This is a genomic window from uncultured Adlercreutzia sp. (genome assembly GCA_910585575.1).
GTDB lineage: Bacteria > Actinomycetota > Coriobacteriia > Coriobacteriales > Eggerthellaceae > Adlercreutzia.
The window spans coordinates 1-25,716 of the sequence record CAJUFS010000033.1 but is presented as its reverse complement, the minus strand read 5'-3'; the positions used below and the strand labels follow the sequence as shown (position 1 = coordinate 25,716).

Genomic DNA, 25,716 nt, shown 5'->3' with positions numbered 1-25,716 from the left:
AATCCCGTACTCGCCCCACTTCTCGCACAGCTGCTTGATGGTGCCGTCGTCGTACATTTCCTTCAGGGTCTTGTTCACAGCCTCGGCCATTTCGGTGTCGCCCTTCTTGAAGCCCACGGCGTAGTTCTCGGTGGACAGGGGCTCCAGCTTCACGAACATGTCGGGCTTGGCGGCCATCTGGTAGTCGGCAATGGACAGGTCGCAGGCCACAGCATCCACACCGCCGGACTCCAGCTGCATGAAGGCGGTATTGTAATCGCTAATGGGCTGCACCTTGCCACCGGCGAAGGTGTCGGCCAGAGCCTTCTGATCACCTTCCAAAACGTCAAGGGCAGCGGAGTCAACCTGGGTCATGACGTTCTTGTCGGCCAGATCCTGCAGGCTGTTGATGCCGGAATCCTTCTTCACCACGACAACCTGCTCGTTGTGCATGTAGGGCTTCGAGAAGGTGTAGTTGTCCTCGCGGCCCTCCATGGTGAAGCCGTTCCAAATGCAGTTGATGGTGCCCTGGTTCAGCAGCGCGTCCTTGGCGTCCCAATCGATGGGCTCCAGCTTCAGGTTCCAGCCGTTGCGCTCGGCCACCTGCGTGGCCAAATCGATATCGAAGCCGGTCAGGTTGCCGTCGTCGCCAATGAAGCCGTAGGGCGGGTAGGCGCTGTCGAGGCCCACAACGAGCGTGGGGGTTTCGCCATTGGCATCGGCGCCATTGCTGCTTGCGGCATCGTTGCTGCCGGAGCAGCCGGCCAGCAGAGCCGCGCCCAGGCACAGAGCTGCGGCCATCGCAGCCAGCTTCGTCAGTTTCTTCATGAAGTTCCTCCCTTATAGGACCGGAAGCCCTTCGCTTCCCTCGCTTTACAACTTTACTGTGCTAAAGCACTAAAGTGGAGCAGAGTATACCACGGAACGAAACGGGCCGAAACGAGAAAGGCCCATCGGCCGTCTTACCGCGCCAACGACACTGGGACAACGCCCCCTCCACGCAAATCCATCGGCGCAGCCTCGTCGGGCTTTGGCCCCTAGCGATTGCGGTTGAACAGCTTGTTGCCCTTCTTCGGTTTGGGAATCTCGATAAGGCGCGGCTCGAAATCAAAGAGCTCGGCTGTGGACACCACCGGCGCCACCTCCATGCACTTCTTCAAGCAGGCATCGACGCACAGGTTGCACTGCGTGCAGTCGGCTACGCTGAACTCAAGGTACTGCATGTCTTCGTCAGGGTGCGTGTCGTAGCCCTTGCGCAGGGCGTCGGTGGGGCAGAACATGACACACATGTTGCAGCCCGAGCAAAGCTCGGTATCGATGATCACGTCGCCGAAGATGCGCGTGAACATCTCCTCTTCCACCGGCTCGCCGATGCGCGCCAAGCCGTCGAGAATGGCCATGTTGCGATCGGCGGCGATGGTGGGCATCTTACCGGCCCCCGATTTCACGCCCAGCTTCTCGCGCAGACTGGCCTCTTCCTTTTGCAGCTTCAGCTGCTTCAGCTTGTCGCTCACCATTTTCTCGGCCGCCGACTTCGCCACGTCCTTGGCGTAGTGGCCGCTTTGAGTGAAGAAGTCGCGCCGAGCGGCACCCACGGCCTTCCGCAGATCTTCCACCTGCACGGCTGCGGGCCAGCTGGAGGTGCGCGTGATAACCGCCTGAGAGCCGACCGACTCGAGCAGGGTGCGAGCCGATTCCACCGTGTCATCGATGGCCGGCACCGCCGCACGATACTTGCAGGTTGCGCACGTGCCGTCCACGAGCACGATGTCGCTCACATCGCGGGCGGCCAGCTCGACCATGAGCTGCTCTTCCATGCGTCCCAAGCACGGCACCACCGAGTACTTGTCGGGGTCGCCGGTTTGCCGAGCAGCCATGCGCGCGCAGGCGATGACCGCCGCGCCCTCGGCCAGGGGCACCGTCTGGGCCACGCTGTGAGCCAGCTCTTCCTCCATGGGATCGGTGGGAATAAGCGCCTGGGTGGGACAGACGGCAATACACGAACCGCAGGCCACGCAGGCACCCGCGTCGATGGTGAGCTCGTTTTTGTCAATGGTGATGGCGTCGGCGAAGCACACCTCGACGCAGCGACGGCACTTCGCGTTGCGGTTGCGCACCGCCACGCAGCGGGTGGGCATGGTCACGACGGCCTTGGTCTCCAAGGCGTCCATCATCTCCATCAAGTCGTTCAAGCTTGGCATGGCCTTCGCGCCCCTTCTCTATTCGCCCAGGTAGGACTGCTCGATGCGAGCCAAATCTTCCGGCGTGTTCGCGTTGATGAAGCATCCGCCGCGCGGCTCCACGGCCAGAACCTGCTCCTGCCCAAACGGCAGCACCTGGACGCGCGGGTCGTCGAAGAAACTCTGCATGCGCTTCTCCCCCGCCTCGACGCGCTCGCGCACAGGGGCCAGGCAGCCGTCCTTGCGATACATGGCGTGCAGCGGTTCGAAGCCGTGCTTGTTCTGGGGGGTTACCACGTCGGCACCGCTCTCGTGCATGGCCAGGGCTTCGGCCACCACCAACCGAGGGCTGGCGAACACCATGTCGCAGGCCACGACGGCCACGTAGGGGTTGCTCGCCGCTTCGAGTGCCGTATACAGCCCGGGCAGGGCGCCGCGCTCGTGGTAGCGATCGGATACGAGAGTTATGTTGAGCTGGGGATATTCATCGGCCAGAAACGCCAGGTTCGGCGCCTCGTTGGTGGTGATGATAAGCTCGTCGGCCACGGGAGCCAAGCGCTCGATGAGCCGGCAGATAAGCGGACGTCCCGCGAAGGGCACCGTCGCCTTCGACCGCCCCATGCGACGCGACTCGCCACCGGCCTGGATGACCACCGTCACGCGGGGGCGCACAATGCGACTCTCGAGAAAATCGGCGAGACCGGCCGTGTCGTCGAGGGCGAACACGGGGAGACCGTAGATCTGGGCCGCCTCGCGGGCTGCCGGGATATCGCTGACCAGGCCGATAGTTGAGCCCGTGGGCATCTTCTCGCGCAAATCGGCCGCAGCGGCCTCGTCTTCCCGATCGGCCGCTCGACCCAACTGGGTGAAATCGGTATCAAGAGGAAGTCCAGCCTGGGCAGCCCGCAGCAGCACCTCGGCCGCGCGCTGGTCGGCCTCATTGCCCGAGCGCATGATCTCGATAGTAGGCAGTCCGCTTTTCCGATAGCCCTCGACCACGATGATATCGTGCCCCGGCATCGACAGCACCAGCTGGGAGCATTCCTCCTCGCCCTCGATGGTTTTGATGCGCGCCACCTGTCCCGGGGCGGCGATAACCGTCTCGGACGCGCCCGCCGCGCGATGGCGGTAGGAGTCTTTGCCCGGGTAGTCGATATCGAACCCGCGGTGGGAATGATGCTTGATCGAGCCCACGTCAATGCCGCGGCTCACCAACTCGGCAATCAGCGCCTCGATAAGGGTGGTTTTACCCGAGTTGTGACGCCCCACAAGAGCCACTGCGGGGCTTGGAATATTTACCATGGTGGCCTTCTATCTTAAACGCTGCCCGGAAAGTCGCGGTGCATCCGCGCGGCCCTCCGCTCCTGCAGCCTTTCGCTCGTCTATTTCGGGAAGAGTATAGCACGCCCCCTCAAGACCGCCATGCCCCTACCGCTTCGTCGTTACTTTTTTCACCGTGGACCACGAAGAGTAAAACGCCTTGTCACCCACTTGGTAGACCGTCCGCACGCGCACGTAGTAGGTCTTCTTGGCCTTGAGCTTCTTCACCGTCTTGGAGAGGCTGCTCTTGCTCGACGTCTTTACCTTCACCGTCGCTGTCGTCTTCTTGGTGAACTTCTTGCTCGTGGAATACTGCAACTGGTAGGACGACACCGAGCCCGCGGCCTTTTTCCAGGTGGCCGCAAACGCCTTCTTCGCCGCCTTCACCTTGCTCAGCTTGGGGGCTTTCACCGTGGGGGCCTTAATGGAGAAGCGCAGCTGCAGGGCGCCCTTGTAGGAACCGGTGCCGGTCATGGTCAGCACCGCCGTGCCCAGCGCGCGGTTGTTGCGATAGCCCACCGTGTAATCGACGCCCTCCCGCAGCAAGACGCCGCCATAGCGCACCACAGGGCGCGGGCTGATTGCCTTGCCCGTATAACCGTAGGAAGCGGCAACGCCCGACACGGAGGCGGCGGCCAGGTTCTTCTTGGCTACGGCCACGGGGGCCGACGGATTGGCGGACTTCGTCGGGGCACTTGCCTTATTCACCGGTGCCGTCACCGTGGTGCCGGCAGCCGGCCCCGGAGAAGCCGTGGTGTTGGTGGCCGGAGCCGGCGCGGGAGCTGGAGCCGGCGTCGCAGGAGCCTTGTCCGTGCTGGTCGAGGCAGCGTTGTCGAGCGAAGCCCGGGCGATGGCAAAGGTGGCCGTCTGCGACCCCGTATAGTTGCCGATGCCCTTAATAGTCACCTTGGCGGTGCCCGCGTTCACGTTGTTGGCATAGCTCACCGTATAGTCGGTGCCCTGCACCAAGGTAGTGCTCTTCCAGGTGACCACCGGGCGCGGCGTGAGCGCCTTGCCCGTGTACACCTGATCCTTCACTTGGATGTTCGCCGCGCTCACGTCAGCCGGGCTCACGGCGAAGGGCACCTTCTTCGAACCAGTGTAATCGCCATAGCCCTCGATGATGGCCTCGTAGCTACCCGCTTTCTTGGGGGATACCGCAAAGCGCACATCGTAGTCGGTGTCTTCCGCCAGCGTCTTTCCGTCGAGCTTCACCGTTACGCGCGGCGTTTGGGTGGCCCCGGTGTAGGTGAGGGCAGAAACGGTCACCTGGGCTTGGTTGATGTCGATGAGCTGCGGCACGTCCTGAGGCTCGAGGGGCTCTCCCAGGGCGGCGGCCACCGCCGCGCGGGCGTTGATGGCACCGTAGCCCGTCTGCGCATCTTTGCCCTCGTTGAACAAATCCGTCGCCGTGGAGCACAGAATGCGGCGCACCTCGGCAGGCTTTAATGTGGGATCGGCGGCCAGCACCAGCGCGGCCACCCCGGTAACCACCGGACAGGCCATGGAAGTGCCCTGCATGATGGTGTAGGTGTTCGTTTTGCCGCCGGAAAGATAGGTGCTGAGAATGTTCTCGCCAGGAGCCGAGATGTCGCACCAAGTTCCGTAGTTCGAGAAGTACGAGCGCAGCACCGTCTCGCCGCCGTTGCCCCAGGCGGGATTCAGGAACGTCCGCGACGAGGAGCTGACGCTCTTGCGCTCGGAAATGCTGATGACACCCAGCACGGAATCGCAGGCCGCCGGATAGCAGGTGGCGGTGGTGTTGCTGTTGCCGGCCGCGCTGATAACGAGCATGTCGTTCTTCTCGGTGAGCTCGGCGCAGAGCTGCTCGAAGAGGGCGGCGACCTTCTCGTTGTCCGTCTGCACGCCAAGGCTCATGTTCACAATGTCGCAACCGGCATCGCGAGCGTACAGCAGCGCGAAGACCAAATCCTGCAGCGTAGCGTTCGCCTTTTTCGTGCCGTTGCTTTCCACCAGAAGCGAGAAGGCGTCAATTACCACCAGGTCGACCAGCTTGTTGGCATTGGCCGTAGTGCCACCCGAGGCAACGCCGAGGATACCGCCGTTGCCGGCTTCGCCGGCGATGATGCCCGACACATGGGTGCCGTGGCTCGAGAACTCATCGACGGTCATGCCGCCGTTGGTATAGCCGTCGCCCCGCAACGGCGCGGCCTTCCACGAAGCCGCGCTGCTGCTGTCGGTCCACACTACTTCGGCGCTCGTCTCCTTGTCGATGACGTTCGTCAAATCGGCGTGGGACAGCGAAGCGCCGGTGTCGAGCACGGCCACCTTTACCGGTTCGTCGTTCTTGGTGCGCGGTGGCAGCAGATCCCACGCTTCGGGAGCATCGATGAAGTCGAGGTACCACTGCTCGGCGCTGCGCGTATCGGAGCCGATGGCTCCTTGCGCCTCGGCTGCGGGATCGTCGAACAACTCCACCACGTAGTTGGGCATGGCGTACTGAACGGCCTCCTCGGCCTGGGCCTGGCGCACTGCCGTCTCCACCGTCATGTCGTCATCGATGGCCACCGAGGACACATCCCCGGAATCGAACTCGGCCGTCTCGCCGCTCTCCTCGGCGCCGAGCGACTCGACGGCCTCTTCGCGCTCGGCTTCCGTGGCATCGCTCTCGTACACCACCACAATTTGCCCCGGCACATAGCCCAGCTCATCGACATCGGTGGCCCGTTCCTCCTCGGCCAACGCCGCCTCTTGCTCGGCTGAGCGCTCCTTCAGGGGCGGATACTCATCGTCGATGACAGCATTTGTCTCAGCAGAAGGGGCGGGTACCGCCACGGGGGTGGAGGTGGCGCAACCGGCCAACAAACCGCTGGCTGCCAAGCCAACCGCAAGCAGCACGGCGACGCCCCGGCGGGCACCTCGGCGCATTATGTCCGTTGTCGTAGGTCTCATCTTGTCGTTCTCCCTGCGCACGCGACATTCCCCTGCGGTCTCTCTCACCGCGAACGCCCAGCGTGCAGGAACCTTCTCCTGTGTTTTCCCTATCTTACTATGGGAAAACAGCGCCGTGGTAGACAGCTCGTCAAAAAAGTCGGCGATTCTCCGTCTGTCAACAATTTGTCACCCGCACCGCTCTCTGCGACCCAACGATCCGCGCGCCGCCATCCTCCAGCCCAAAGACTCACGCGTCTCCTTCACGCACCGAGCATCAAATTCATTGCACCATTAACGCATTATCAGTAACGAATAAACCTTGACAGCAGTCAGACAGCAAATCGCTTTTGACCTGCGAATTTGCTGCTATAGAATGAAGGGGTGAGTTGAAGAAGGATTATTGTTCGAAAGGGGAACTATGCAACTTACCATGAAGAAGATGAGCGCCGCGGTTATCGCTGGCGCCCTGGCCCTGTGCGTCGCGCCCGCCATGGCCATGGTGGCCCCGGGCCAGGCTCACGCCGCCGGGAAGACCAGCATCACCAAGCTGTACCACGAAGGAGACTTCAGCGTTGACATCGAGACCTCCAAGGTTGTCAAGGCTGAGCAGTGGGATGGCGAGCACTCTGTGCACACTGCCGTATACACGGGCAAGGCTGTGAAGCCGAAGGTGGAAGTGCGCGTGTACGACGAGAAGTACACGGGCAAGAAGACCTACAAGTACTGGGACAGCGACAAAAAGAAGATCGTCAAGGAAACCTACGAAACTCATTATCGCCCCCTCAAGGCCGTCAACATTACCGGCAAGTCCAAGAAAGAGGCCGCTAAGCTGGTAAAGAAAAAGAAGGCCGACGTCACCATCGAGTATAAGAACAACAAGGAAATTGGTACGGCTCAGGTGATCATCAAGGGCGTGCGCAACTACAAGGGCACGGTCTATCAAACCTTCTCCATTACCCCCAAGCAGGTAAAAAGCGTGAAGGTGACCGCCGCCAAGAAGGCCCTGAAGGTTTCTTGGAAAAAGGTGAAGGGCGTCACCGGCTACCAGGTCATTGTGCGCGATAAGGATGCCGACGAGGTAGTAAAGACCGTTACGGTCAGCGCCAAGAAGAAGGCCGTGAAGATTACGGGCCTGCAGAAGAAGCGCACTTACGAAGTTTCCGTGCAGCCCTATAAGGCCGATGTGTCCACCAAGTACAAGACCACCGAGCAGCGCAACTACGACTACAAGTACGAGACCGTAGCTGACGAGGACGGCTGGGAGGACGAGCGCGTGGTGTCCTACAAGACGCTGAACTACACGGGCTCCTATGAATCCAACAGCACCTTCTGGGGCGACTGCTCCGTGGCCAAGACCAAGAAGACGAAGTAGCCTCTTCTTACTCATCACAAGCTTCAACTCGCAGGGCAGCGGGGCCGTCAGAGGACGGCCCCGTTTTTTTGTGGCCGAACCCAATACTTGCGAGCCTCCCTTCTTCGCGCCTGGGGCCCAAGAAACCGTCAGCCGTCCTAAAGCCCAGGTAACGGTAAAAACGAGAGGCGGCAACCGATAGATGACGGATACGCCTTACTTTTTCGTGCGGCAAAAAAGCGGCCGTAGACTGATCTCGTTCGCCATGACAGGAGACGCGGCCACCGCCACAGGCCGCTTAAGAAGAACAGGAAGCGAGGTTTCCCATCATGCAAACGCACTCCCCCTCCCGCCCTGCCACGGATCCCGCATCCGCCCCCCGTACGGCATCCCTCGGCAAAAAGGCCCTCGCCGTCTTTGCCTCCGTCGCTTTGTGCGCCGGCCTCATGCCCATGGTTCCTGCCTGGGGCGCCGAGACCGACACTGCGGCTGACGTGCCCGCAGCCGAAGCGGCCCCAACCACTGACGAGGCCGCCACGCCGGCCGCGCAGGCCGAGACCACCGACACGGCCGCCCAAGCCGACAGTACCGCAGCCCCAGCCGCTGCTTCGGCGTCGGAAGATTCGGCGACCGACGCCACCTCGAACGACGCCGCTACAGACGCAACGGCCACCGAGAGCACGCCCGACGATAGCGCGACGAGCACCGACGGCCAGGACACCGCTTCTGACACGGCCACGACCGACGACGATCCGGGCATTGATCTGAACGACCCCTCGATTACCCCGGGCGAGACAGTGAACCAGTACTTCCCCACCGATGAGAAGGCCACGGCCAAGCTTTTGAAGAAGCTGACGGCGCGCTTTGTCAAAGGCGGCTCCGATAGCAAGATGGACTCGACCCTCGTCAACGCCGCTATTGCCCTGAACTCGCTGGACAAGGGCCTCAAGATCGACACGGACGCCATCATCAAGAAACTCGTCAAGGACGAGAAAAAGAGCGATGACGGCCTGACGCTGGGCCAGTACGGCCGCTACATTATGATGCTCACCGACGGCGGCATCGACTGCACGGCTGTTTCCATCGGAGGCAAGACGCGCAACCTTGTCACCGAAATGGAGAAGCTCCTCGCCGACACCGACCCCACCATTGAAGAGGCTGTCTATCTGCTCCCCGTCTACGGCAACGACGGCTACGAACCCGCCAAAGCGACCACGGTTGAGGCCCTCATCGGACAAATCCTGCTTGCCCAGGACGAGGACGGCTACTTCTGGGCCAGTGAAACTGAGGACACCTATTCGGTGCCCCTGACCGCTCAAGCCATCCTTGCTCTGTTCCCCTACATGGACGACGAGGACATGGCCGAGGCTCTGGGCGAGGGCACGGTGTCCGACGCCATCAGCCTTGCTTCGGAAGCACTCTACGATGCCCAGCTCATCGACGGCAGCTGGCCCGCCGACGGCCTTGCCCTGGACGGCGATGTTCCGGCCACGGCCTACGCCACCACGGCCTTGGTGGCCATCGGCTCCAACCCCGCCGTCGATCTGGTCACGTCCAACCAGTCGACGCCTCTTGGCTACCTGACGGCCCATGCCGATGAGGCGCTTGACGGCTACGCCGATCTCGACAAGGACGCCGACCCCGTCACCTCGGCAGCTGTCCTCATGGCTTTGGCTGCCGCTGAGGGCATCGAGGAAACAAAGGAGCCCTACGACGTCTACGATGTGCGCGCCGTCGACCGTCCTGCTGAAACCAGCACGACGACAACTTCGACGAAGACGCCCACCAGCTCCTACCGCTCCACCAGCGGCACGAAGACCATCCCCCAAAGCGGCGACGAAACGCCCTTGGCCGTCGGCTCCCTGGTCCTCATCGCCCTGGCGGGCGGCGCCGCAGTCCTGCGGGCGCGTCGCAAGATGAGCGAGGCCTAAGAAGATCGACGCACCAGCAGCCCAGCGTTCCGGACCCCGAAACCTGCACAACGCATCGGCCTACTCCTGTTTCCCATGTATGCCGAGAACTCCCAAGTTTGCAGCCCAACAAAAAACCGCCGCCCCGAGGGGCGGCGGTTTTCTTGCTTGGTTGCGCTGACGAGGCAGTTTCTACTTAAGACCCTCAGTGTCGAAGTTCGCAGCCTCTTCGATGTATTCCTCGACGGGGTTCTCGCCGTAATCGGGCAGATCGGCCGTCGTCCAGCACTCGCAGGGCGGCATGCCGGGCACGCTAGAGGCCAAGAACACGGGATCCTTGCCGGCCTTGCGCTGCGCCGAGTAATCGTCGAGCGCCTTCAGGGCCCACTTGCCCAGCAACAGGATGGCGATCAGGTTGATGATGGCCATGAAGCCCATGAAGATGTCGGCCAGGTTCCACGCCAAGTCGAAGCTGTTCACGCAGCCGTAGAAGATGGCAGCCAGGCACAGCACGCGGAAGACCACCATGCCCCACTTCGTGTTCTTGAAGATGTAGCGGAAATTCGTCTCGGCGTAGAAGTAGTTGCCAATGAGACTGGAGAACGCGAAGGCGAAGATGGCGAAGGTGATGAAGTGGATGCCCACCTCACCCACGGAGTTGTTCACCGCCAGCTGAACGAGCGGCATGCCGTTCAGGGCCGCGGCCGCAGCAGGATCCTGCACCCAGAAGATGAGCACCATCATAGCGGAGCAGGTGCAGATGAGCAGCGTGTCGATGTACACGGACAAGCTCTGCACCAGGCCCTGCTTCACGGGGTGCGACACGGAGGCCGTAGCGGCGGCGTTCGGCGCAGAGCCCATGCCGGCCTCATTGGAGAACAGACCGCGCTTGATGCCCAGCATAACCACCGAGCCCGCAAAACCGCCGGCGATGGACTGGAAGTCAAACGCATTGGTGAAGATGAGCGAGAACACCGCGGGAAGCTCGCCGATGTTGGTCACCGTGGTCCAGATGGCCAGCAGGATGTAGGCGATGGCCATGATGGGCACGATGATGGAGGTGATAATGGAGATGCGCTTCGCACCGCCGAAGATAACGAAGGCGGTGAACACGATGAGCACGATGCCCACGCCGATGGCCGTGCCGTTGGTGGCGTAATCGGGGATGTAGTACTCCAGCGCCGAGGTCATGTTGAAGGCCTGCAGGCCGTTGAAGCCGAAGGCGAAGCACAGGATGAGGGCCACGGCGAAGATGATGCCGAGCCAACGGGCGCCCAAGCCCTGCTGGATGTAGTAGGCGGGACCGCCGCGGAACTCGCCTTCCTTGCCGCGAATCTTGTAGATCTGGGCCAAGGTGGACTCGATGAAGGCCGAGGCCGCGCCGATGATGGACATGAGCCACATCCAGAACACCGCACCCGGGCCGCCCGTGGCGATGGCCGTGGCGATGCCAGCGATGTTGCCCGTGCCCACGCGGGAGGCGGTGGACACCATGAGGGCCTGGAACGAGCTGATGGACTTCTCGCCCTCGACGTGCTTCTTCTCCGTCAACTGGGTGAACATGTCCTTGATGTAGCGAATCTGCACCGCCTTCGTGCGCACGGTGTAGTAGATGCCGACAGCCACCAGCAGGATCACCAGAATGTAGGTGTACATAAAGGTGTCGATCTCGCCGGTCCAGTCGATGAGCATCTGGTTGATGTCTGCCATAGATGCCTTCCCTTCTGGAGGGGCGCACCTGTCATTTGCGCATTGGAGCGGGTTGAATGCGCGAGGGACAAGTGGCCTGCGTACAAGTGCCAGACCCCACTGGCACAAAAAGATACCCGTATTCTACCCTACAGCAGGCTAAAGTGCGGCGACGGACTCAGGTTATTTGAGAGGGAAAAGGAGCGGCCCCGCTCAAGCGGGGCCGCGAAAGCGCTGAGAGCTCAACGAGAAGGCACTACTTGAGCGCATGGGCCACCTTGCGCGCGGCGGCGGTAATGGACAGGTCGTTCACATCCACGGTGATGTCGGCGTACTTCTCATAAAGCGGCAGACGCTCGTCGTACAGGTCGCGCAGGCTCATGCCGATGCCGTCGCGCATGACCACGCCGCGCTCGGAAAAGTCAGCCAGCCGCTCCTTCAGCTCGTCAAAACTGATCTTCAGATAGACGATGCGGCCGATTTCGCCCAGATGCGCCATGGCGGCCTCGCTGTAGATGGCCGATCCGCCCGTGGCCACCACCGAATGCTCGAAGCTCATCTCCGAGAGCACCTGGTTCTCAATTTCAAGGAAGGCGTCGGGGCCCAGCGTGTCGATGAGGCGCTGCAACGACTTGTCGCACGACTCCTGGATGAGCAGATCGGCGTCGACGAACTTATAGCACAGGATTTTCGCAAGGACGATGCCCAAGGTAGACTTGCCGGCGCCGGGCATGCCGATCAAAACGATGTTGTCTTTACCGGGAACGAGGGATTTCTCTTTCATGGGGTCTCCTTGCCGCTAACGTGCTCTTTCCGCGATTATAGCAGGGGTCGCTTGCACTTCGAGATGCCCCGGCCATCGTTATCCAAGCTTTACCTTGAGCCTAAAAGTCATCGTCGATAGGTTCTTCCCGCGGGGCAGCCGGGCGTCGCCAGAAAGGACGCCAATGGGGCTCGACCGCCTTGTCTGCCGGCGCGTCCCCCGAAGAGCCCGACACCTCCGCTCGACGGGAAGAGCGCCTCAGCGCTTCTTCGGAAAGCTCGGAACATTGTCCGACAAAAGCGCCCAAGGGCGTGGCCGGTAAATCCCCCAGCACGCCGAACAGCAGCCCGTAGGGCACCAGCTCGTCCACTTCTGCGCTTGTCAGGCCCTCCTCATAGGCCCCGCCGGCGGCCATCCAGTTGCGCAGCGCCTTTGCATGAGCCGTAATCTCGTTGCCCGTCGGCGAGCGCCGCATGGTGTAATTCGCCAACACCCCCAGCGCTACCGCCGCCGCCAAGGAGAGGAGCCCCGTGGGCACGTTCAGGGCAAACAGCGCCACAAGACCCGCCAGCGCCAACACGCCCGCGCCAACGAGCATGACGCGCTGCGCCCGGCGGCTCCGCAGATCAAAGAAGCGATAGGGCTCCACCTGGGCTGTAAGCACCTGCTGCCATCCGTCGACCGCCCGGAGGAAGGCGCCGGGGCTCTTCTGCGCGAAATGATCCAGCTGCTCGGCCGTGAGCCTGTTGCCACCCTGGGCGACATAGGTGAGAAGGCGCAGCGTCGCCTCGTCCATGGCGTCGCGATGAGCAAGGGTCAAGGCCGCCTCGGGCGTTGCCGGGGCATGCTCTTCGACATCGTCGGCCTCCTGCAGGTTGGCCTCTTCGCTCTCCTCCTCGGTGCGCAGCGGCTCACGCCACGGTTCGAAGACGACGGCAGCCTCCTCGGAATCATCCGCCCGCAGCGCCACTACCCCGCGCAAGGCCATGTCGGCCAGCGTGGCCACTACGTCGTCTGAGCTGACATGGTTCCACCGCCACAGGCGCCCCATGACGGCCGGGGGCAGCGAGGGATCGGGGATGTCACGGCTCTCGTCGGCCGTAAACTGCGGGGGCCGTTGGCGCCCCCAGCGAAGAAACGCGAGGACGCCCCCCAAAAGCGCCAGCGCCGCCAGCGCCAAGAGCGCCCCGGCCAGGCCATCCCGGGTCATCTTCTGATAGGAGTTGCTGTCAACCCAGCCTTCCTCGTAGCGCGTCGTATATTCGTACTGTAGCGAGCCCTGGTGGGCGTAGCGTTCCTCATCAGGCATATTGGCAAGCCACTCCACAGGGAACATGACCCTTCCCAGGGCATAAGAAGCTGAAGGCACTTCGGGGTCGGCAAACGTGACCGTGCCGTCCTTCTCGATGTCCACCGTGCCGTTGGCCGGGCCGTGGCCCCAGGCGCGCACGTTATCGGACGGCACCACCTTGTCGTCGGCAGGAACGGGCAAGATGACCTCCGCCGAAACGTTGTGCAAATCGACGGGATAATCGCGCGGCGCATAACCCCACGAGAAATCGGCCGCATCGTCGAAGGCCACGACGGCGTGTTTCACCGTATAGGTGACCTCGAACACAACGCGCGGTTCGGTGTTCTCGATAAAGGCGTAAAGCGTCGAGCGATACTTGTCGAAAGACCAGGCCTCGGTTTCGGGGCCGCCCCCGCCGCGCCACGACAGCACGAACGTGGTGGATTTCAGCTTGCGCCATTTGCCCACGACATTGCCCTCGGCATCGGCGGCCGCCATGCGCACGCGCTTGATCGTGATTTCAGCGTCCTCGTCGAACCCGTCGTAGAGCCATTTCAAGGTTTGGCGCTGGGGCGCCGTCGAGGCAAGCGACGTAGCCGCAGCATTGTCGGCGGGCGTGTCGCCTTGGCCCACGGGCGATTCCGCCTTATCTCCATCGGCCGTTTTCTCGCCAGCGTCTTTTTCCTGGGCGTCTTCCAGCGCCGCATCGTCAGTGGGATAGGCGCCCTCTTCGTCCGCGAACTCGAACACCCGCTGGTCGACAATGGTCACCGTTCCGCTGGTCTCCACCTGGGCCACCAGATCAACTTGGGCGCAGCGATAATCGGCCGCCCAAGCACGCACGGGTTGCACGAGCGCCATCGCCAAGAGCGCCGTCAGCACGGCGACAGCAACGCACAGCCCTCCCCGCAGGCGAATCTGCCTTACAAGAACGTGGGTCTGTTCCCCGCGCTGGCTCATTCTCCTTAGAGCCCCTTGAATGCCAGGCGCACGTCGTCGAGCACGTCTTCGTCGGCAACGACAATAGCCTTGTCGCCCGGGAACAGTAGGCTTTCCTCGTTGGCCACCTCGACATCGCCCTTTGAGGCCACAGCGGCAATAATGGCATTGGGCGGCAGGGGGATTTCCTCGATGAGCACGCCGTCGTCGTTGGAGAAGTGCTTCATGGACGGCACCACCACCTCGGCCAAGGCCACATTGCCGTGGTTAAGCGACGAGACGACGCTCACCGAGCCAAGCAGCGCCTCTTCCTCGATAAGGTTGGCGATGAGCGTGGTGGATGACACGCACTCGATGCCCACTTCGCGGAAGATGCGCTCGTTTTTCGGGTTGTTCACGCGGGCGATGCAGCGCGGCACGTGGAAGACGCGCTGGGCAATTTCGCACGACACCAGGTTGGAGTCGTCCTGGCCCGTGGTGGCTACGAACACGTCGGCCCCGCGAATGCCCGCATCCTCTTGGTAGCGGGAATCGCAGCCGTCGCCGTGAATGACCAAATAACGCCCCTCAAGCTGCACCGACAAGCGGTCGGCCGTGGCCAGCTTCTGCTCGATGACGGCCACGTCGTTTCCGCTTTTCAGCAGAATTGAGGCCAGGTAGGATCCGATTTTGCCGCCGCCGGCGATAACAACGTACATAGGAACTCCTAGTCGAGAATATAGCGCGAGAACTGGGCGATGACGTCGTGACGCACGCAGGCCAGCACCGAGTCGCCGGCATAGAGCAGCGAGTCGGGAGTGGGAATGGACGAAGCCGACCCGTCGGCGCGCTCGAACGCGATGATGCGCACTTCGTGGTCGCGCTCCAGTTCGGACACGCGGATGGTCTTGTTGTTGTCGCGGCTCGACAAATCGAGAGTGAAGCGCAGCACCTCGAACTCGCCGAAGGTGTCGATATGGGAGCCATGCCCCGAGACGATCTTCGAGAACACGTCCTCGGCGACCAGGGAGGTACCGCACACATAGTCGATGCCAAGCTGCATGTAAGCGCGCTCGTGGTCGGGGTTGTATAGGCGCGAGATAACGTGGGGCACGCCGAACAGGTGGTTGGCCACCTCCGCGCACATAAGGTTAGCGTTGTCGAACTGGGTGACGGCAGCCAGCACGTCGCATTCCTCGACACCGGCGCGAATGAGCACGTCCTCGTCGAAGCCCACGCCCTGCACCGTGGAGCCGTTGAAGTTGCGCCCCAGGTTGGCAAAGGCGTCGGCATTCTTGTCAATGCAACAGACATTGTTGCCGTTATCGGAAAGCATGTTGGCCAGCTGCGAGCCCACGCGCCCGCACCCTACCACAATCACATTGCTCATGACGTCGCGATCCTCCCTATAAAAGAAAATGCCTTTCGGCATTTTCTCATTAATTTAGATGAGCGTCATCTGATTTAGCGTATCGCGGTACCAGTTGTCATAGTTTGGAGGGCAGTAACGCTGCGCGTAGGAATAGCTGATGGTGAAGCCGTAGCCCCGAGCCAAGCCTGCCACGTGGGCGTTGATGGCCTGATCCCAGTCGGCCCAGTTGGTTTGATCCCAGCCCCAGGCGTTGTTCTGCTTGAAGCAGACGCGGCCCTTCGTGCTTTCCGTGTTGGAAATAGCCGGCGACCAGCGGGGGTCGATGCCGTTTTCCCAAGCGGCGCGGGCGAAGGTTTCGCCATGGCCGGCTAAGGGGCTGCCGAACAGGTAGTTGTCGATGCGCTCGGTCCACTCGGCAATAAAGGCCTCTTCACCGATGGAGAAATCGACGTCACCGGCAGGCAGGCTGCCAAAGGCATTCAGGTACAGGGCGCGATTGTCAGCGGCGCGCTGCATAGCCGCTTCCTCGGCGGCGCGGGCAGCTTCCTCCGCGGCAATGCGGGCGGCTTCCTCTTCCTCGGCGATTTCCTGCACGCCGGCACTGACGTCGCGCGACGAGGCCACCTCGAGGGAAGCGCTGTCGGCGATATCCTGCACGGGAAGCACCTCCGCGTCGGACTTGTCGTCGACGGTGGCCGGAGAAACATCAGAAGCCTCGGGGGCCTTCTGGGAACTTTGCTGCTCGATACCGAAGGTGGTGGCGTCGACATCGTGGGAGCCTGCAGAGGCCCAACCGAAATTGAAGAAGCCCACGGCCACCAGCGAAAGCACGCAGGCAGCAGCGACGACAAGAAGCACTGCTCCTCCGTGATTTTGTTTACGCTTTGTAACCAAGGTTTTCCTCTCTCGGCAGCACGAAACCAACCGCCAGGGCGGTAAGCAGCGTGTTGGATTGTGGAGTGGAGTTTGCTGCCCAAATAAGGCTGTATGCTGTTTTTCAACTTCGGCTATTTTAGCCTAGTTGGTGGCTTTCGGCCTCAAGACAGCGGCCGACGTTCACGTTTTGTTCGCTTGACAAACCGCTTTTTCAGCGTTTCTGCAGGTGAAAGCGATGTGGTTTTAGGCGGTCGTGGAGGCGTCTCCACAACTTTCTTCATCAAGGCGCTTCACGCGGATCACCGAGATCCGCGAACGGCGCATCTTCTCAATTTTGAACGAGAAGCCGTCGACGATGAACTCGTCGCCCACCTTGGGCACATAGTCGAGGCGGTCGATAAGCCAGCCGGCGATGGTCTCGTAATCGTCCGATTCCTCCAGCGGCCAGCCAAGTTCGATAGCGTCCTCCACCGGCAGGCGACCGTCCACGCGCCACTGGTCCGGGGCGACCAGCACGACCAGATCGCGATCGCGGTCGGTTTCGTCGGCAATTTCGCCCACCACCTCTTCGACGATGTCCTCCATGGTGATGAGACCGTCGGTGCCGCCGTACTCATCCACCACGATGGCCATCTGCATGCGCGCCTCTTGCAGCTCGCTGAGCAGCGCCAGCACATTCTTGGTTTCCGGCACGTACAGGGGCTCGTACATGAAGTCGGATACGGGACCGTCCATGCGGCCGTCGAGCAGGGGGCCGATGAGATCCTTGTACGAAACAATGCCGATGACGTCGTCCACTTCCTCGTGGTACACCGGCAGGCGCGAATACCCGGTACCGCGCATGCGGTCCAACGCCGTGCGAATGGGCTCCACGTCCTCGGCCATGATCATGTCTACGCGGGGCTTCATAATTTCGCGCACGGTCATATCCCCCAAATCGAGGATATCGTTGATCATGCGCTTCTCGTCTTCCAGCAGCTCGTCGTTGTCGGCCACCATATCCTTGATTTCGTCCTCGGAAACGCTTTCGCGTCGCCCCGAGCGCAAGAAGTCGAGAAAGGCGGGCTTGCTGGATGAAGTGTCGTCTGATTTATTCATGGGCGCTACTTTACCACATTCCCGCCTGGCTTCACCCAGTCGAGCCACGCCATGGCATCGTCATGGGCCACGTCGATGAGCGTCGTGGTGGTGCCCCCAGAGCCGGCAGCCGTGGTGGCCATGAGCGTATCGGTGCCTGCGCGCCGCTGCAAGGGGTTGCTGCGTGTGCAGCCGAATTGGATTTTCTGGCGCGGAAAGCTGATTGTCTCGCGGGAGAAGCCGCCATTGCTTATTTGCATGAACCGATGGTTGTAGGCAAAGCTCGACTCGCGCGCCCACAGCACGGCGCCGACGATGTCGACGACGAACAGGATGACAGCCAGCACGACGCCAATGATGACCATGCCGCTGCCGAAGGTAAGCACGAGACCAACTAAATAGGTTTCCTCCGCGTCGAGCGCCAAGGCGCCCATCTCAGCCTGTGCACCCAGCCACGACAGGCCCCACGCCGCGAGCACGATGCACACGCCCAGCCAGAAGCCGCCACCGTACAGGACGCTCCGGCGCACCACGGCCCGGCGCAGAGCAACGGGAGCCACCGGCTTCGTCTCGCGCGGCAAGTCGGCGAACTCGGGAATAAGACCCGCAAGGATCTCGGGCACGCGGTTCATTTTCACGAAGGGGTGAATGACGAGTCCCTGCTGAGCCAACGAGCCCTTGCGCGTTGCGTCATCAGTGTCGTCGGCCGCATCGATCTTGCCCAAAGACAGCTCGCAGTAGCCCAAAAGGCGTCGGATGAAGCTTTGCTTGATGACCACCGACTGCACGCGATCGACGGAAACTCCCTGGTAGGTGTGCTGAAGCAGCCCATACTCCACCTCGATGCGCTGACCGCGACGCCGCGCTTTGAAGCCGCCGTAGCTGATGCACGAGCCAAGGGCCGAAAGCACCCACAGCACTACCACAATGACGATGATCGCCACGGTCACCCCGCCGATGAGGTAAGCCGCCGCTTGCGACCCCGCGTAGGCCAGAGCGCCCTCCACCATGGAGTCGGCGGTGTCGCCGAACACGTCGAAGACAAAACCCACCAGCTGGAGAATTCCCGCGATAAGACCCACCATGCTAAGACCCACCGAGGTTGTATTCGAAAGGCCGGCGAGGAACAGCTCCTTATTCGTGAGACCGTATTCATAGGAAACCTGACCCGTATCGATAGGGGCGCCGGCGAAGAGGCCCCCCACCTCGTTCCAGGCCCGATCGCCAATGTCGAGCACGTTGCCGGATGTCGGCACGACAGGGGGCGCCCCCGCGCCCGGGGCCGTTGCCGAGGGGGCAAGCCCAGAAGCCGGCACGGCGGCACCCGCTGCGGGCGCGGCTCCCGTTACTGCCGAAGCCGACACGGGCGCGGCGGAGGCGGCCGCCGAGGATGCCGCTATCAGGGCGTTCTTGTGGTTGTACAGCTCGGTGCGCAGCCATTCGGCCTGCTGCTTGGTAACGTAGGGCACCACCACGGCCTTGTTCGCCGCCCCGCCGGCGGTGTCGATGGCCACCGTGCATACTCCGAAGATGCGCTGCAGCAGCGTCGCCCGCTGATCCACTGACTGCACGCGCTGATAGGGCACATGCACCCGCTTCTTGTTGAACACGCCGCTATACAGCGTGAATTCGTCGGGGCCGACAGTGAAGTAGAGATGCTTGTAACTTACGAGGCGCGCGACCACCACGATGGCCACCACTACGACAATGATGAACAGCGTGCCGCCGCCCACGAGCGCCAGAAGCACTCCGCCGGACAAGCCGTCCAGCTCGCCGTCGGCCATCAGCCCCACCAAAGTAGAAAAGTTCGCGATGACAATCATGACGGCCATGATGAAGGCCGTGCGTACGCTTTCCAGCCACATATAGGAGTGGTGGACGTGATGCTTTTGCAGAGGGGCTTGCGGCGGCGACGGAAACGGAACGACCCCGGAGACAGCGGCCGCCGGGGGCTGCACTTGTCCTTGGGGCTGGGACTGGGCCTGTACCTGGGCTTCGCCCTCTCCGCGCCGACTGTCGCTCATGCTTCCGCTCATTACACGTCCTCTCGTGCCAGGCGGGCAAGCTCGGCCGCACGATCGCGCAGCACGTCGGCTTCTTCGATGCCCAATCCGGGGATCTCATGCTCACCGGCAGCTGTGGCCACCGTGACGCTGGCCAGGCCGAACGCGCGCAGGATCGGCCCTTGGCGCGTGTCGGTGTTCTGCACGCGAATGAACGGGATGATGAAACGCTTGCGCCAGAAAATGCCCCGGGCAATGTCCAGGTAGTCGTCGGTCAGCTCGTAGCGCCAGCGCGCATAGCGAATGGGCGGAAGCACCACCACAATGAAAACGAAGAGAGCGAGACACACGATGGCGACAATGAGCGCTACGGCGCTGGCCCATTCGGCCTCGAGAGGATCAAATACCGCTATCAACGCAAACGGCGTGAAGCAGCACAGGAACAGGATGGCAATCCAAATGCTATCGCTGATGCGCCACACCTTCTTGATACGCGGGTTCAACTGATTCGAGGGCATTGCTCGCATGGTCGGTCTTTTCCCCTAGTTCCCCGAACATACTACCCTACTTCTCTGCAGGAACGCCTTCCTTTTGAAGCGCGCGGGAAGATTGACGCCTCTTTTCGCTCGATATTTTACGTTTTGTTAGCAGTCCCGAGGATTTGGAACGGCCTTGCGCTCCCACGCGCGTTTTGCACCTCACCGGACTATTGCGGCAATCTGGGGTTTCTTCCCAACCAGCCACTTCTTCACTCGCCAGGCGCCCCGCACTGTCTGACCGACGGTTAACGAAACGCAATTTTTGCAACAAAAAACGGCGGCCTCCTTCGAAAGGAGGCCGCCGTCAATGCTCGGTGAAGGAGATTTACTCCACGCCCACCATCACGTCGGTGGACTTCACGATGGCGAGCGCCTTCGCGCCCTCCTTCAGGCCCAGGTTCTCGATGGCCTCGTTGGTGATGGAGCCCTTGATGCGGATGCCGTCAGCGGTCTCGAGGACCACGTGGCCGTTCACCGCGCCCTCGCGCACCTCGACCACGGTGCCAGCCAGCTGGTTGCGGGCGGACAGGCAAGTGAGGCGATCCTCGCCGGTGGCGAACATCACGGAGGTGGCCTTCACGATGGCGAAGCACTCCTTGCCGTACTCCAGACCCAGGTCGCGGATGGCGTCCATGGTGATGTCGGCCTTCACGGTGTCGTTGCCGACCTTGATGGCCACAACGCCATTGACGGCGCCCTCGGCCACGTTCTCGACGGTGCCCTTCAGGATGTTGCGAGCAGAAATTTTCATGAGGTAGTTTCCTTTCGGTCGCGCTCGGGATGCCGAGCGTGGGATGTCCGGGTTGTCGGACGCTTCGTTGCAAGGAGCACTTTAAGCTCCCGCACGAGACGCCGGGGCGGTAGCGGCCGCTCTCCACAACCATCGTCCCGTTTCATCCCGATTCATCCCTGAGCCCTGAGAGGACGGAGCGAACCTGCTCCGTCCTGCTCCCCGAAATACGCTGTTCTTTCTTACGAATTCGCCGCAGGATACCGCCTTCAGTTCATTACTATCCTCAATTGTATATAATATCCTTAAAGGAGGATATATGAACGACCAGGCCCTCAAAGCTGAAGAAGTAGCAGCGCTGCTGCACATCGGTCGCAATGCCGTGTACGCCCTGGCGAAATCGGGGGACCTGCCGTCGTATCGCATGGGGCGCAAACTGCTTTTCACCTTAGACGACGTCGAACGCTATCGCCATCGCCAGCGTACCGGCGCAGAAACACAAAAGCTCGCCTCCCCTCACTCGTACCTCCCGGCAGCCGAGACATCCTCTCGCCGCCCTTCCGGCGCTATCTCCACGGCGCTCTTCACCGCGCCCCTTCGCCATTGCAAAGGCGATCCGAGCGCAACGCAAGCCCCTGAGCCCCATGCCCCTGCCGTGCTTGCCGGCCAAGGCCTGGCCCTTGACCTTATCGCAGATCGCCTCACGCAAGAGGGGCAGCCCATTGAACGCGCTGCCCTCGAAAGCTACGCCGCCCTAGTGGCTCTCTATGAGGGCAGCGTCGACGGCGCTCTCATCCACCTCTACGATCAGCGCACCAACACCTACAACGTGCCCTACGTGCAGCGGTTGGCACCCGGGGTGCCCGTTGTGGTCCTGCGCCTGGTTAGTCGCTCGCAAGGCTTTGCCGTCGCGTCGGGAAACCCTCGAGGCATCTCCTCGTGGGGCGCGCTCCTACGACCCGGTCTGCGATTAGCGAACCGCCCCCTTGGGTGCGGCGCGCGCGTACTTCTTGACGAAAAGCTCTTGGCTCTCGAGGCCCGTCCCGCCGCCATCGAGGGTTATCAGGATATCTATCCCAGCGGGCTTGCCGCCATGCAGGCCGTCGCTGCAGGACGGGCCGATGTTGCCGTCGTCGAAGAATCCCTCGGCGCTCAGATTGACGGCGTTGCCTTTGTTCCGCTCCAACGGGAATGGCTCGATCTCGTTGTCGCAAAAAGATGCCCGCACGATCACCTCGCGCGCGCCTTGCGCTCGCTACTTTCAGATGGCGCTTTCGCCCGAGAGTACGGTCGCGTTACGCACGGGAATATCACTCAGTTCGGCTCTATCATCTATGAGTGCTGAAAAAATTTATTTCCACTCATAAATTATTCTTGACTTAGAATAATAGCGATCTATAATAGGACTCACAGAGACCGCTTCGTCGAAACCCCCCTCTCGACTACGGCCTCTCTCTCCTCTTCGTTCGGAGGCGCCCTTTCCCCCTCGGGCGTCAAGAACACTACGAGCCGTGAACCTTTCCTCTGGTTCACGGCTCGCTCTCTTTTGCAACTCGTTGTGTTAGCTGCGGCTACGGGTCAGCCCATCAAGCTTGCTACTTGCGGCAGCGGCGCTTCCCGTGGCCGTGACGGCGTCCATGCTTGCGCGCGCCATGGGCTCCCATGTCCTTGCACTGCACGATGATTTTTTCGGTCAGCGCATTCAGCTGCTCAACCTCTTCGGGCGTAAGGGCCGACAGGACACGGTCGGCCACTTCGCTCTGGGCGGCGCAGCGCTTCTCGGCAACGGCATCCCCCTCGGCCGTGATGCTCACCGTATAGGCACGCTCGCCCGGCACGTCCTCCATGGTGGCGTAACCGCCGCGCACCGCCTTACGCACGACATCTTTCAGATAGCGACGGTCGTAGCCAAGCTTGTCGACCAGCTCCGTCGAAGCCATAGTGCCGCCCGAGCAGTGGAGCACCTTCAGAAGAGCCCCCTGGCCCTTCTTGTAGCTTTTCGGACCCTGCTTGCGAAACGCGCGATTGGTCAGCTTGGCCGCCTTGCGCAGCTGCTTCAGAGTTTTGGTTGCCTGGGTCATAGGTCATCCTTTCTTGTGTTCTCTCGTGGTGGCACTATACCCAAGCCTTAAAACGCTTCGGGGCAGATTTCTCCTTCCTCCACATTGTCTACAGATAATTATATTCCCTGATAAAATAGTATTTATTTACAAACTTGAATAATATGCTTCACACTGAACAAGACAGGGGTTCTTCCACAGTTGGGCTATGCGCCCTCAAAACAACATGGGGAAATTTCCCCTCAAGCGTCAAGGGCACTACGAGCCGCGAACCTTCCCTCTGACTCACGGGTCGCTTTTGCAATGGCGCCGACGTCGCTGCAAGACAGCCCTTACGGTTGCGTAAGGTTGCAAGTCAGTCGACCGCTTTTGACGCCACGGCGATACAATAAACATCGACTTGTTTTTGACCACCAGGAGGCGTCATGGCCCAGCGCATCTATTTGATCGAAGACGATACCGCCCTTCGCAACGAACTGGCACATCTTCTTGAGCTTGCAGGGTTCACCGTAGGCGCCTGCACCGCGCATTTCGCCGACGCCGCCGCCCAGGCCTTGGCGCAGCACCCCGACTGCATCGTGCTCGACCTCAAGCTCCCCGGCGCCGACGGCCACAGCATCTGCCGCGATCTGCGCGCCCAAAGCACCGTTCCCATCATCATGCTCACTTCTTCAGAAAGCGAATTCGACGAGGTCATGGCCATGAATCTCGGCGCCGACGACTACGTGGTGAAGCCCTATCGCCCCGCTGTTCTGCTCGCCCATATCCAAGCGCTGCTGCGGCGCACCAGCCCAGGCGCCCCGGGCCTGGTCATGGAGCATCGTGGCGTCACGCTCAACCTCGGCGACGCCACCGTCGGCTACCAGGACCGTACCGCTGAACTTACCCGCAATGAGCTGCGTATTCTGCAAACGCTCATGAAGACCCCCGGTACCGTGGTATCACGCAGCGACATCATGTGCGCGCTGTGGGAATCGGACGCTTTTATCGACGACAACACACTGACGGTCAACGTGAACCGACTCCGCAAGACGCTTGGATCGCTGGGTGTTCCGGAGGACTTCCTCGTCACGCGCCGCGGTCAGGGCTACGCCGTATGAGCCAGCCCAGCCCTGCTGCCGCCGATCGACCCGAAACGGCGCTCCCGCCGTTCACCCCGGCTGCCTATGCCCGCGACCACTGGTTTGCCCTCGTCATTTTCGCGCTGTGCCTTGTCGGCCTCTTTTTGATGCTGCCCACGCTGGGCGTATCGGGCCACGGCACCTTGCTTATCGCCGATTTTGTCACCCTGTGCGGTCTCGGTGTGGCCGTCATCGACTATCGGCGCAAAGCGGCCTGGTACCGCGAGCTCAGCCAGCTCGTTGCCTCTTTGCGCCGTGCCAGCGTTTTCGCATCCTTGGTGGCTGAGCCGTCCTTTCTCGAGGGAGCCATTGCCTACGAAACCGGGCGCGCCGTCGGGGCCCTTTCCGCCGCCGAAGTGGACGGCCTTGCGGCCGACGAGGAAGCCTACCGACGCTACATCGAGCTGTGGATCCACGAGATCAAAACGCCCATCGCCGCAATCAAGCTCATGACCGCCAACGAGGGAGGCGCCCTGGCTAGTAAAGTGGCTCGCGAGATGGAGCGCATTGAAGCCCAGGTAGACCAGGCGCTTTACTATGCGCGCTCCTCTTCCCTTTCCCAAGATTACGCCATTCGCGAGGTGAACTTGCTCGAAGCCGCCCGTGAAGCTTGCAAGCGCAACGCACGCTTCCTCATTGAGCGCGGATGCACGCCCCGCTTCGCCATCCCGGAGCACCTCACCGTGCTGGCCGACGAGCCCTGGCTCGTATTTATTCTCAGCCAACTCACCGTGAACGCAGCCAAGTACGGCGCTACCGAGTTGAACTTTAACGCCCGCGAAGAGGAGGCGGGCACGCCCCGCGGCCGCACGGTGCTAGAAGTGCGCGACAACGGCTGCGGCATTCCCGCCCAGGACGTGCCCCGCGTCTTCGAACGAGGCTTCACGGGCGAGGTGGGCCGCGCCCACGGTTCGGCCACGGGCATGGGGCTGTACCTGGTGGCCAGCCTTTGCGCCGCCATGGGGCTGCACGTGGGGCTGGCCAGCGAGGAGGGGGTCGGCACCCGCCTCATCCTCACCTTCCCCCACGACCGCACCCGCAAGCTTTTGTCCCAGCAGTAGCACGGGGGGCAGCGAAGCGGGGCCAGCAGAACAAACAGGCAAAGAAGAAAGACGGTAGGTTCCCAAAACTGGCTGTTTGGTTCCCCTGTCGCTCAGATGCCGCTACGCTCACCTGGCCTTTTGCCAAAGCAGGGAACCGAACGGCCTCTTTATGGCACTTTGAAAGATACCAAAGAGGCCGTTTCTGGAACCTTTTCGCTCCCCACATTCAGAATGAGATAGATCAGACGGTTGGCTGGCTCAGTTGGCTGGCTCCAAACGATACCAAAGAGGCCGTTCTGGAACCTGCTTCCCGTGCTCGTGACTCAACGGCAACGCGAGAGGGCGGCGAGAAGTCCCCGCCGCCCACGCGGTCAGAACGCGTCACCCTTGCTGCAGGACGCCTTTTACAATGCCGCGGCTGGCGAAGTAGGTGGCTACCAGGTAGCCGCCGTAGACGACCAGGGTGAGAATGGCTGCCAGCATGATGGGGGCGAAGGTGCTTACGCCCATGGCGTTGAACAGGCTTTCCGACATGACGCCGACAGCGCAGGTGACGTGGCACACCGCCAGCCCCAAAGGCACGAGGAAGTACACGAGCA

At 61.7% G+C, this 25,716-nt stretch carries 21 protein-coding genes; 5 read left to right on the top strand and 16 right to left on the bottom strand.

The genetic code is table 11. The features are described 5' to 3' along the window. From QZ307_RS06080 to QZ307_RS06065, 4 genes are all read right to left on the bottom strand, one after another. A partial coding sequence (locus QZ307_RS06080) for an amino acid ABC transporter substrate-binding protein (protein WP_295997280.1) occupies nt 1–807 on the bottom strand: 807 nt, incomplete at its 3' end. Nucleotides 808–1,016: 209 nt separating this feature from the next. Further along, nucleotides 1,017–2,180: a 4Fe-4S binding protein gene (locus tag QZ307_RS06075; protein WP_295997277.1), complete on the bottom strand. Its 1,164-nt coding sequence runs from the start codon at nt 2,178–2,180 to the stop codon at nt 1,017–1,019. 18 nt (nt 2,181–2,198) lie between these two features. After that, on the bottom strand, nt 2,199–3,461 hold the full coding sequence (gene mobB / locus QZ307_RS06070) for a molybdopterin-guanine dinucleotide biosynthesis protein B (RefSeq protein ID WP_295997275.1): 1,263 nt from the start codon (nt 3,459–3,461) through the stop codon (nt 2,199–2,201). A gap of 126 nt (nt 3,462–3,587) precedes the next feature. Next, the gene (locus QZ307_RS06065; RefSeq protein ID WP_295997272.1) at nt 3,588–6,338 is read right to left on the bottom strand and encodes a S8 family serine peptidase; all 2,751 of its coding nucleotides are present in this window, start codon (nt 6,336–6,338) and stop codon (nt 3,588–3,590) included. A 454-nt stretch (nt 6,339–6,792) separates the two neighbouring features. On the opposite strand from QZ307_RS06065, the gene QZ307_RS06060 reads away from it, so the two are divergent. Both QZ307_RS06060 and QZ307_RS06055 read left to right on the top strand, forming a co-directional pair. Beyond that, the gene (locus QZ307_RS06060) at nt 6,793–7,746 is read left to right on the top strand and encodes a fibronectin type III domain-containing protein (protein ID WP_295997269.1); all 954 of its coding nucleotides are present in this window, start codon (nt 6,793–6,795) and stop codon (nt 7,744–7,746) included. A 308-nt stretch (nt 7,747–8,054) separates the two neighbouring features. Beyond that, entirely contained in the window at nt 8,055–9,656 is a 1,602-nt protein-coding gene (locus tag QZ307_RS06055; RefSeq protein ID WP_295997266.1) for a hypothetical protein, read from the top strand. Nucleotides 9,657–9,827: 171 nt separating this feature from the next. Here QZ307_RS06055 and QZ307_RS06050 read toward each other — a convergent pair whose 3' ends face one another. From QZ307_RS06050 to QZ307_RS06005, 10 genes are all read right to left on the bottom strand, one after another. Continuing rightward, a complete protein-coding gene (locus tag QZ307_RS06050) occupies nt 9,828–11,345 on the bottom strand; it encodes an alanine/glycine:cation symporter family protein (protein ID WP_295997263.1) in 1,518 nt (505 codons plus the stop codon). Nucleotides 11,346–11,580: 235 nt separating this feature from the next. After that, complete coding sequence (locus QZ307_RS06045) at nt 11,581–12,108, bottom strand: shikimate kinase (RefSeq protein WP_295997259.1); 528 nt, start codon at nt 12,106–12,108, stop codon at nt 11,581–11,583. Between the two features lie 100 nt (nt 12,109–12,208). Next, the gene (locus tag QZ307_RS06040) at nt 12,209–14,239 is read right to left on the bottom strand and encodes a DUF2207 domain-containing protein (protein ID WP_295997256.1); all 2,031 of its coding nucleotides are present in this window, start codon (nt 14,237–14,239) and stop codon (nt 12,209–12,211) included. Nucleotides 14,240–14,343: 104 nt separating this feature from the next. After that, nucleotides 14,344–15,015 carry an NAD-binding protein gene (locus QZ307_RS06035; protein ID WP_295997253.1) on the bottom strand — a complete coding sequence of 224 codons (672 nt, stop codon included), beginning with the start codon at nt 15,013–15,015 and terminating at the stop codon, nt 14,344–14,346. 8 nt (nt 15,016–15,023) lie between these two features. Continuing rightward, a complete protein-coding gene (locus QZ307_RS06030; RefSeq protein ID WP_295997250.1) occupies nt 15,024–15,686 on the bottom strand; it encodes a TrkA family potassium uptake protein in 663 nt (220 codons plus the stop codon). Nucleotides 15,687–15,740: 54 nt separating this feature from the next. After that, a complete protein-coding gene (locus tag QZ307_RS06025; protein WP_295997249.1) occupies nt 15,741–16,526 on the bottom strand; it encodes a CMP-2-keto-3-deoxyoctulosonic acid synthetase in 786 nt (261 codons plus the stop codon). Between the two features lie 261 nt (nt 16,527–16,787). Next, complete coding sequence (locus QZ307_RS06020; RefSeq protein ID WP_295997246.1) at nt 16,788–17,642, bottom strand: hemolysin family protein; 855 nt, start codon at nt 17,640–17,642, stop codon at nt 16,788–16,790. Nucleotides 17,643–17,647: 5 nt separating this feature from the next. Next, on the bottom strand, nt 17,648–19,657 hold the full coding sequence (locus QZ307_RS06015; protein WP_295997241.1) for a PH domain-containing protein: 2,010 nt from the start codon (nt 19,655–19,657) through the stop codon (nt 17,648–17,650). Then, a complete protein-coding gene (locus QZ307_RS06010) occupies nt 19,657–20,142 on the bottom strand; it encodes a PH domain-containing protein (protein WP_295997239.1) in 486 nt (161 codons plus the stop codon). Before QZ307_RS06010 ends, QZ307_RS06015 begins: the two co-directional genes overlap by 1 nt. Nucleotides 20,143–20,488: 346 nt before the next feature. Continuing rightward, nucleotides 20,489–20,914 carry a TOBE domain-containing protein gene (locus tag QZ307_RS06005; RefSeq protein ID WP_295997237.1) on the bottom strand — a complete coding sequence of 142 codons (426 nt, stop codon included), beginning with the start codon at nt 20,912–20,914 and terminating at the stop codon, nt 20,489–20,491. 298 nt (nt 20,915–21,212) lie between these two features. Here QZ307_RS06005 and QZ307_RS06000 point away from each other — a divergent pair, with 298 nt between their 5' ends. Next, nucleotides 21,213–22,238, top strand: a complete 1,026-nt coding sequence (locus QZ307_RS06000) for a helix-turn-helix transcriptional regulator (protein WP_295997234.1) — start codon at nt 21,213–21,215, stop codon at nt 22,236–22,238. A gap of 250 nt (nt 22,239–22,488) precedes the next feature. On the opposite strand, the gene QZ307_RS05995 is transcribed toward QZ307_RS06000, so the two are convergent. Further along, nucleotides 22,489–22,974: a MarR family winged helix-turn-helix transcriptional regulator gene (locus tag QZ307_RS05995; protein ID WP_295997231.1), complete on the bottom strand. Its 486-nt coding sequence runs from the start codon at nt 22,972–22,974 to the stop codon at nt 22,489–22,491. A gap of 404 nt (nt 22,975–23,378) precedes the next feature. Between QZ307_RS05995 and QZ307_RS05990 the strand changes: the two genes are divergently transcribed. Both QZ307_RS05990 and QZ307_RS05985 read left to right on the top strand, forming a co-directional pair. Beyond that, nucleotides 23,379–24,053, top strand: coding sequence for a response regulator transcription factor (locus tag QZ307_RS05990; RefSeq protein WP_295997228.1), 675 nt, complete (start codon nt 23,379–23,381; stop codon nt 24,051–24,053). Beyond that, nucleotides 24,050–25,135, top strand: a complete 1,086-nt coding sequence (locus QZ307_RS05985; protein ID WP_295997226.1) for a sensor histidine kinase — start codon at nt 24,050–24,052, stop codon at nt 25,133–25,135. Before QZ307_RS05990 ends, QZ307_RS05985 begins: the two co-directional genes overlap by 4 nt. Nucleotides 25,136–25,498: 363 nt before the next feature. On the opposite strand, the gene QZ307_RS05980 is transcribed toward QZ307_RS05985, so the two are convergent. Beyond that, a partial coding sequence (locus QZ307_RS05980) for a hypothetical protein (RefSeq protein WP_295997223.1) occupies nt 25,499–25,716 on the bottom strand: 218 nt, incomplete at its 5' end.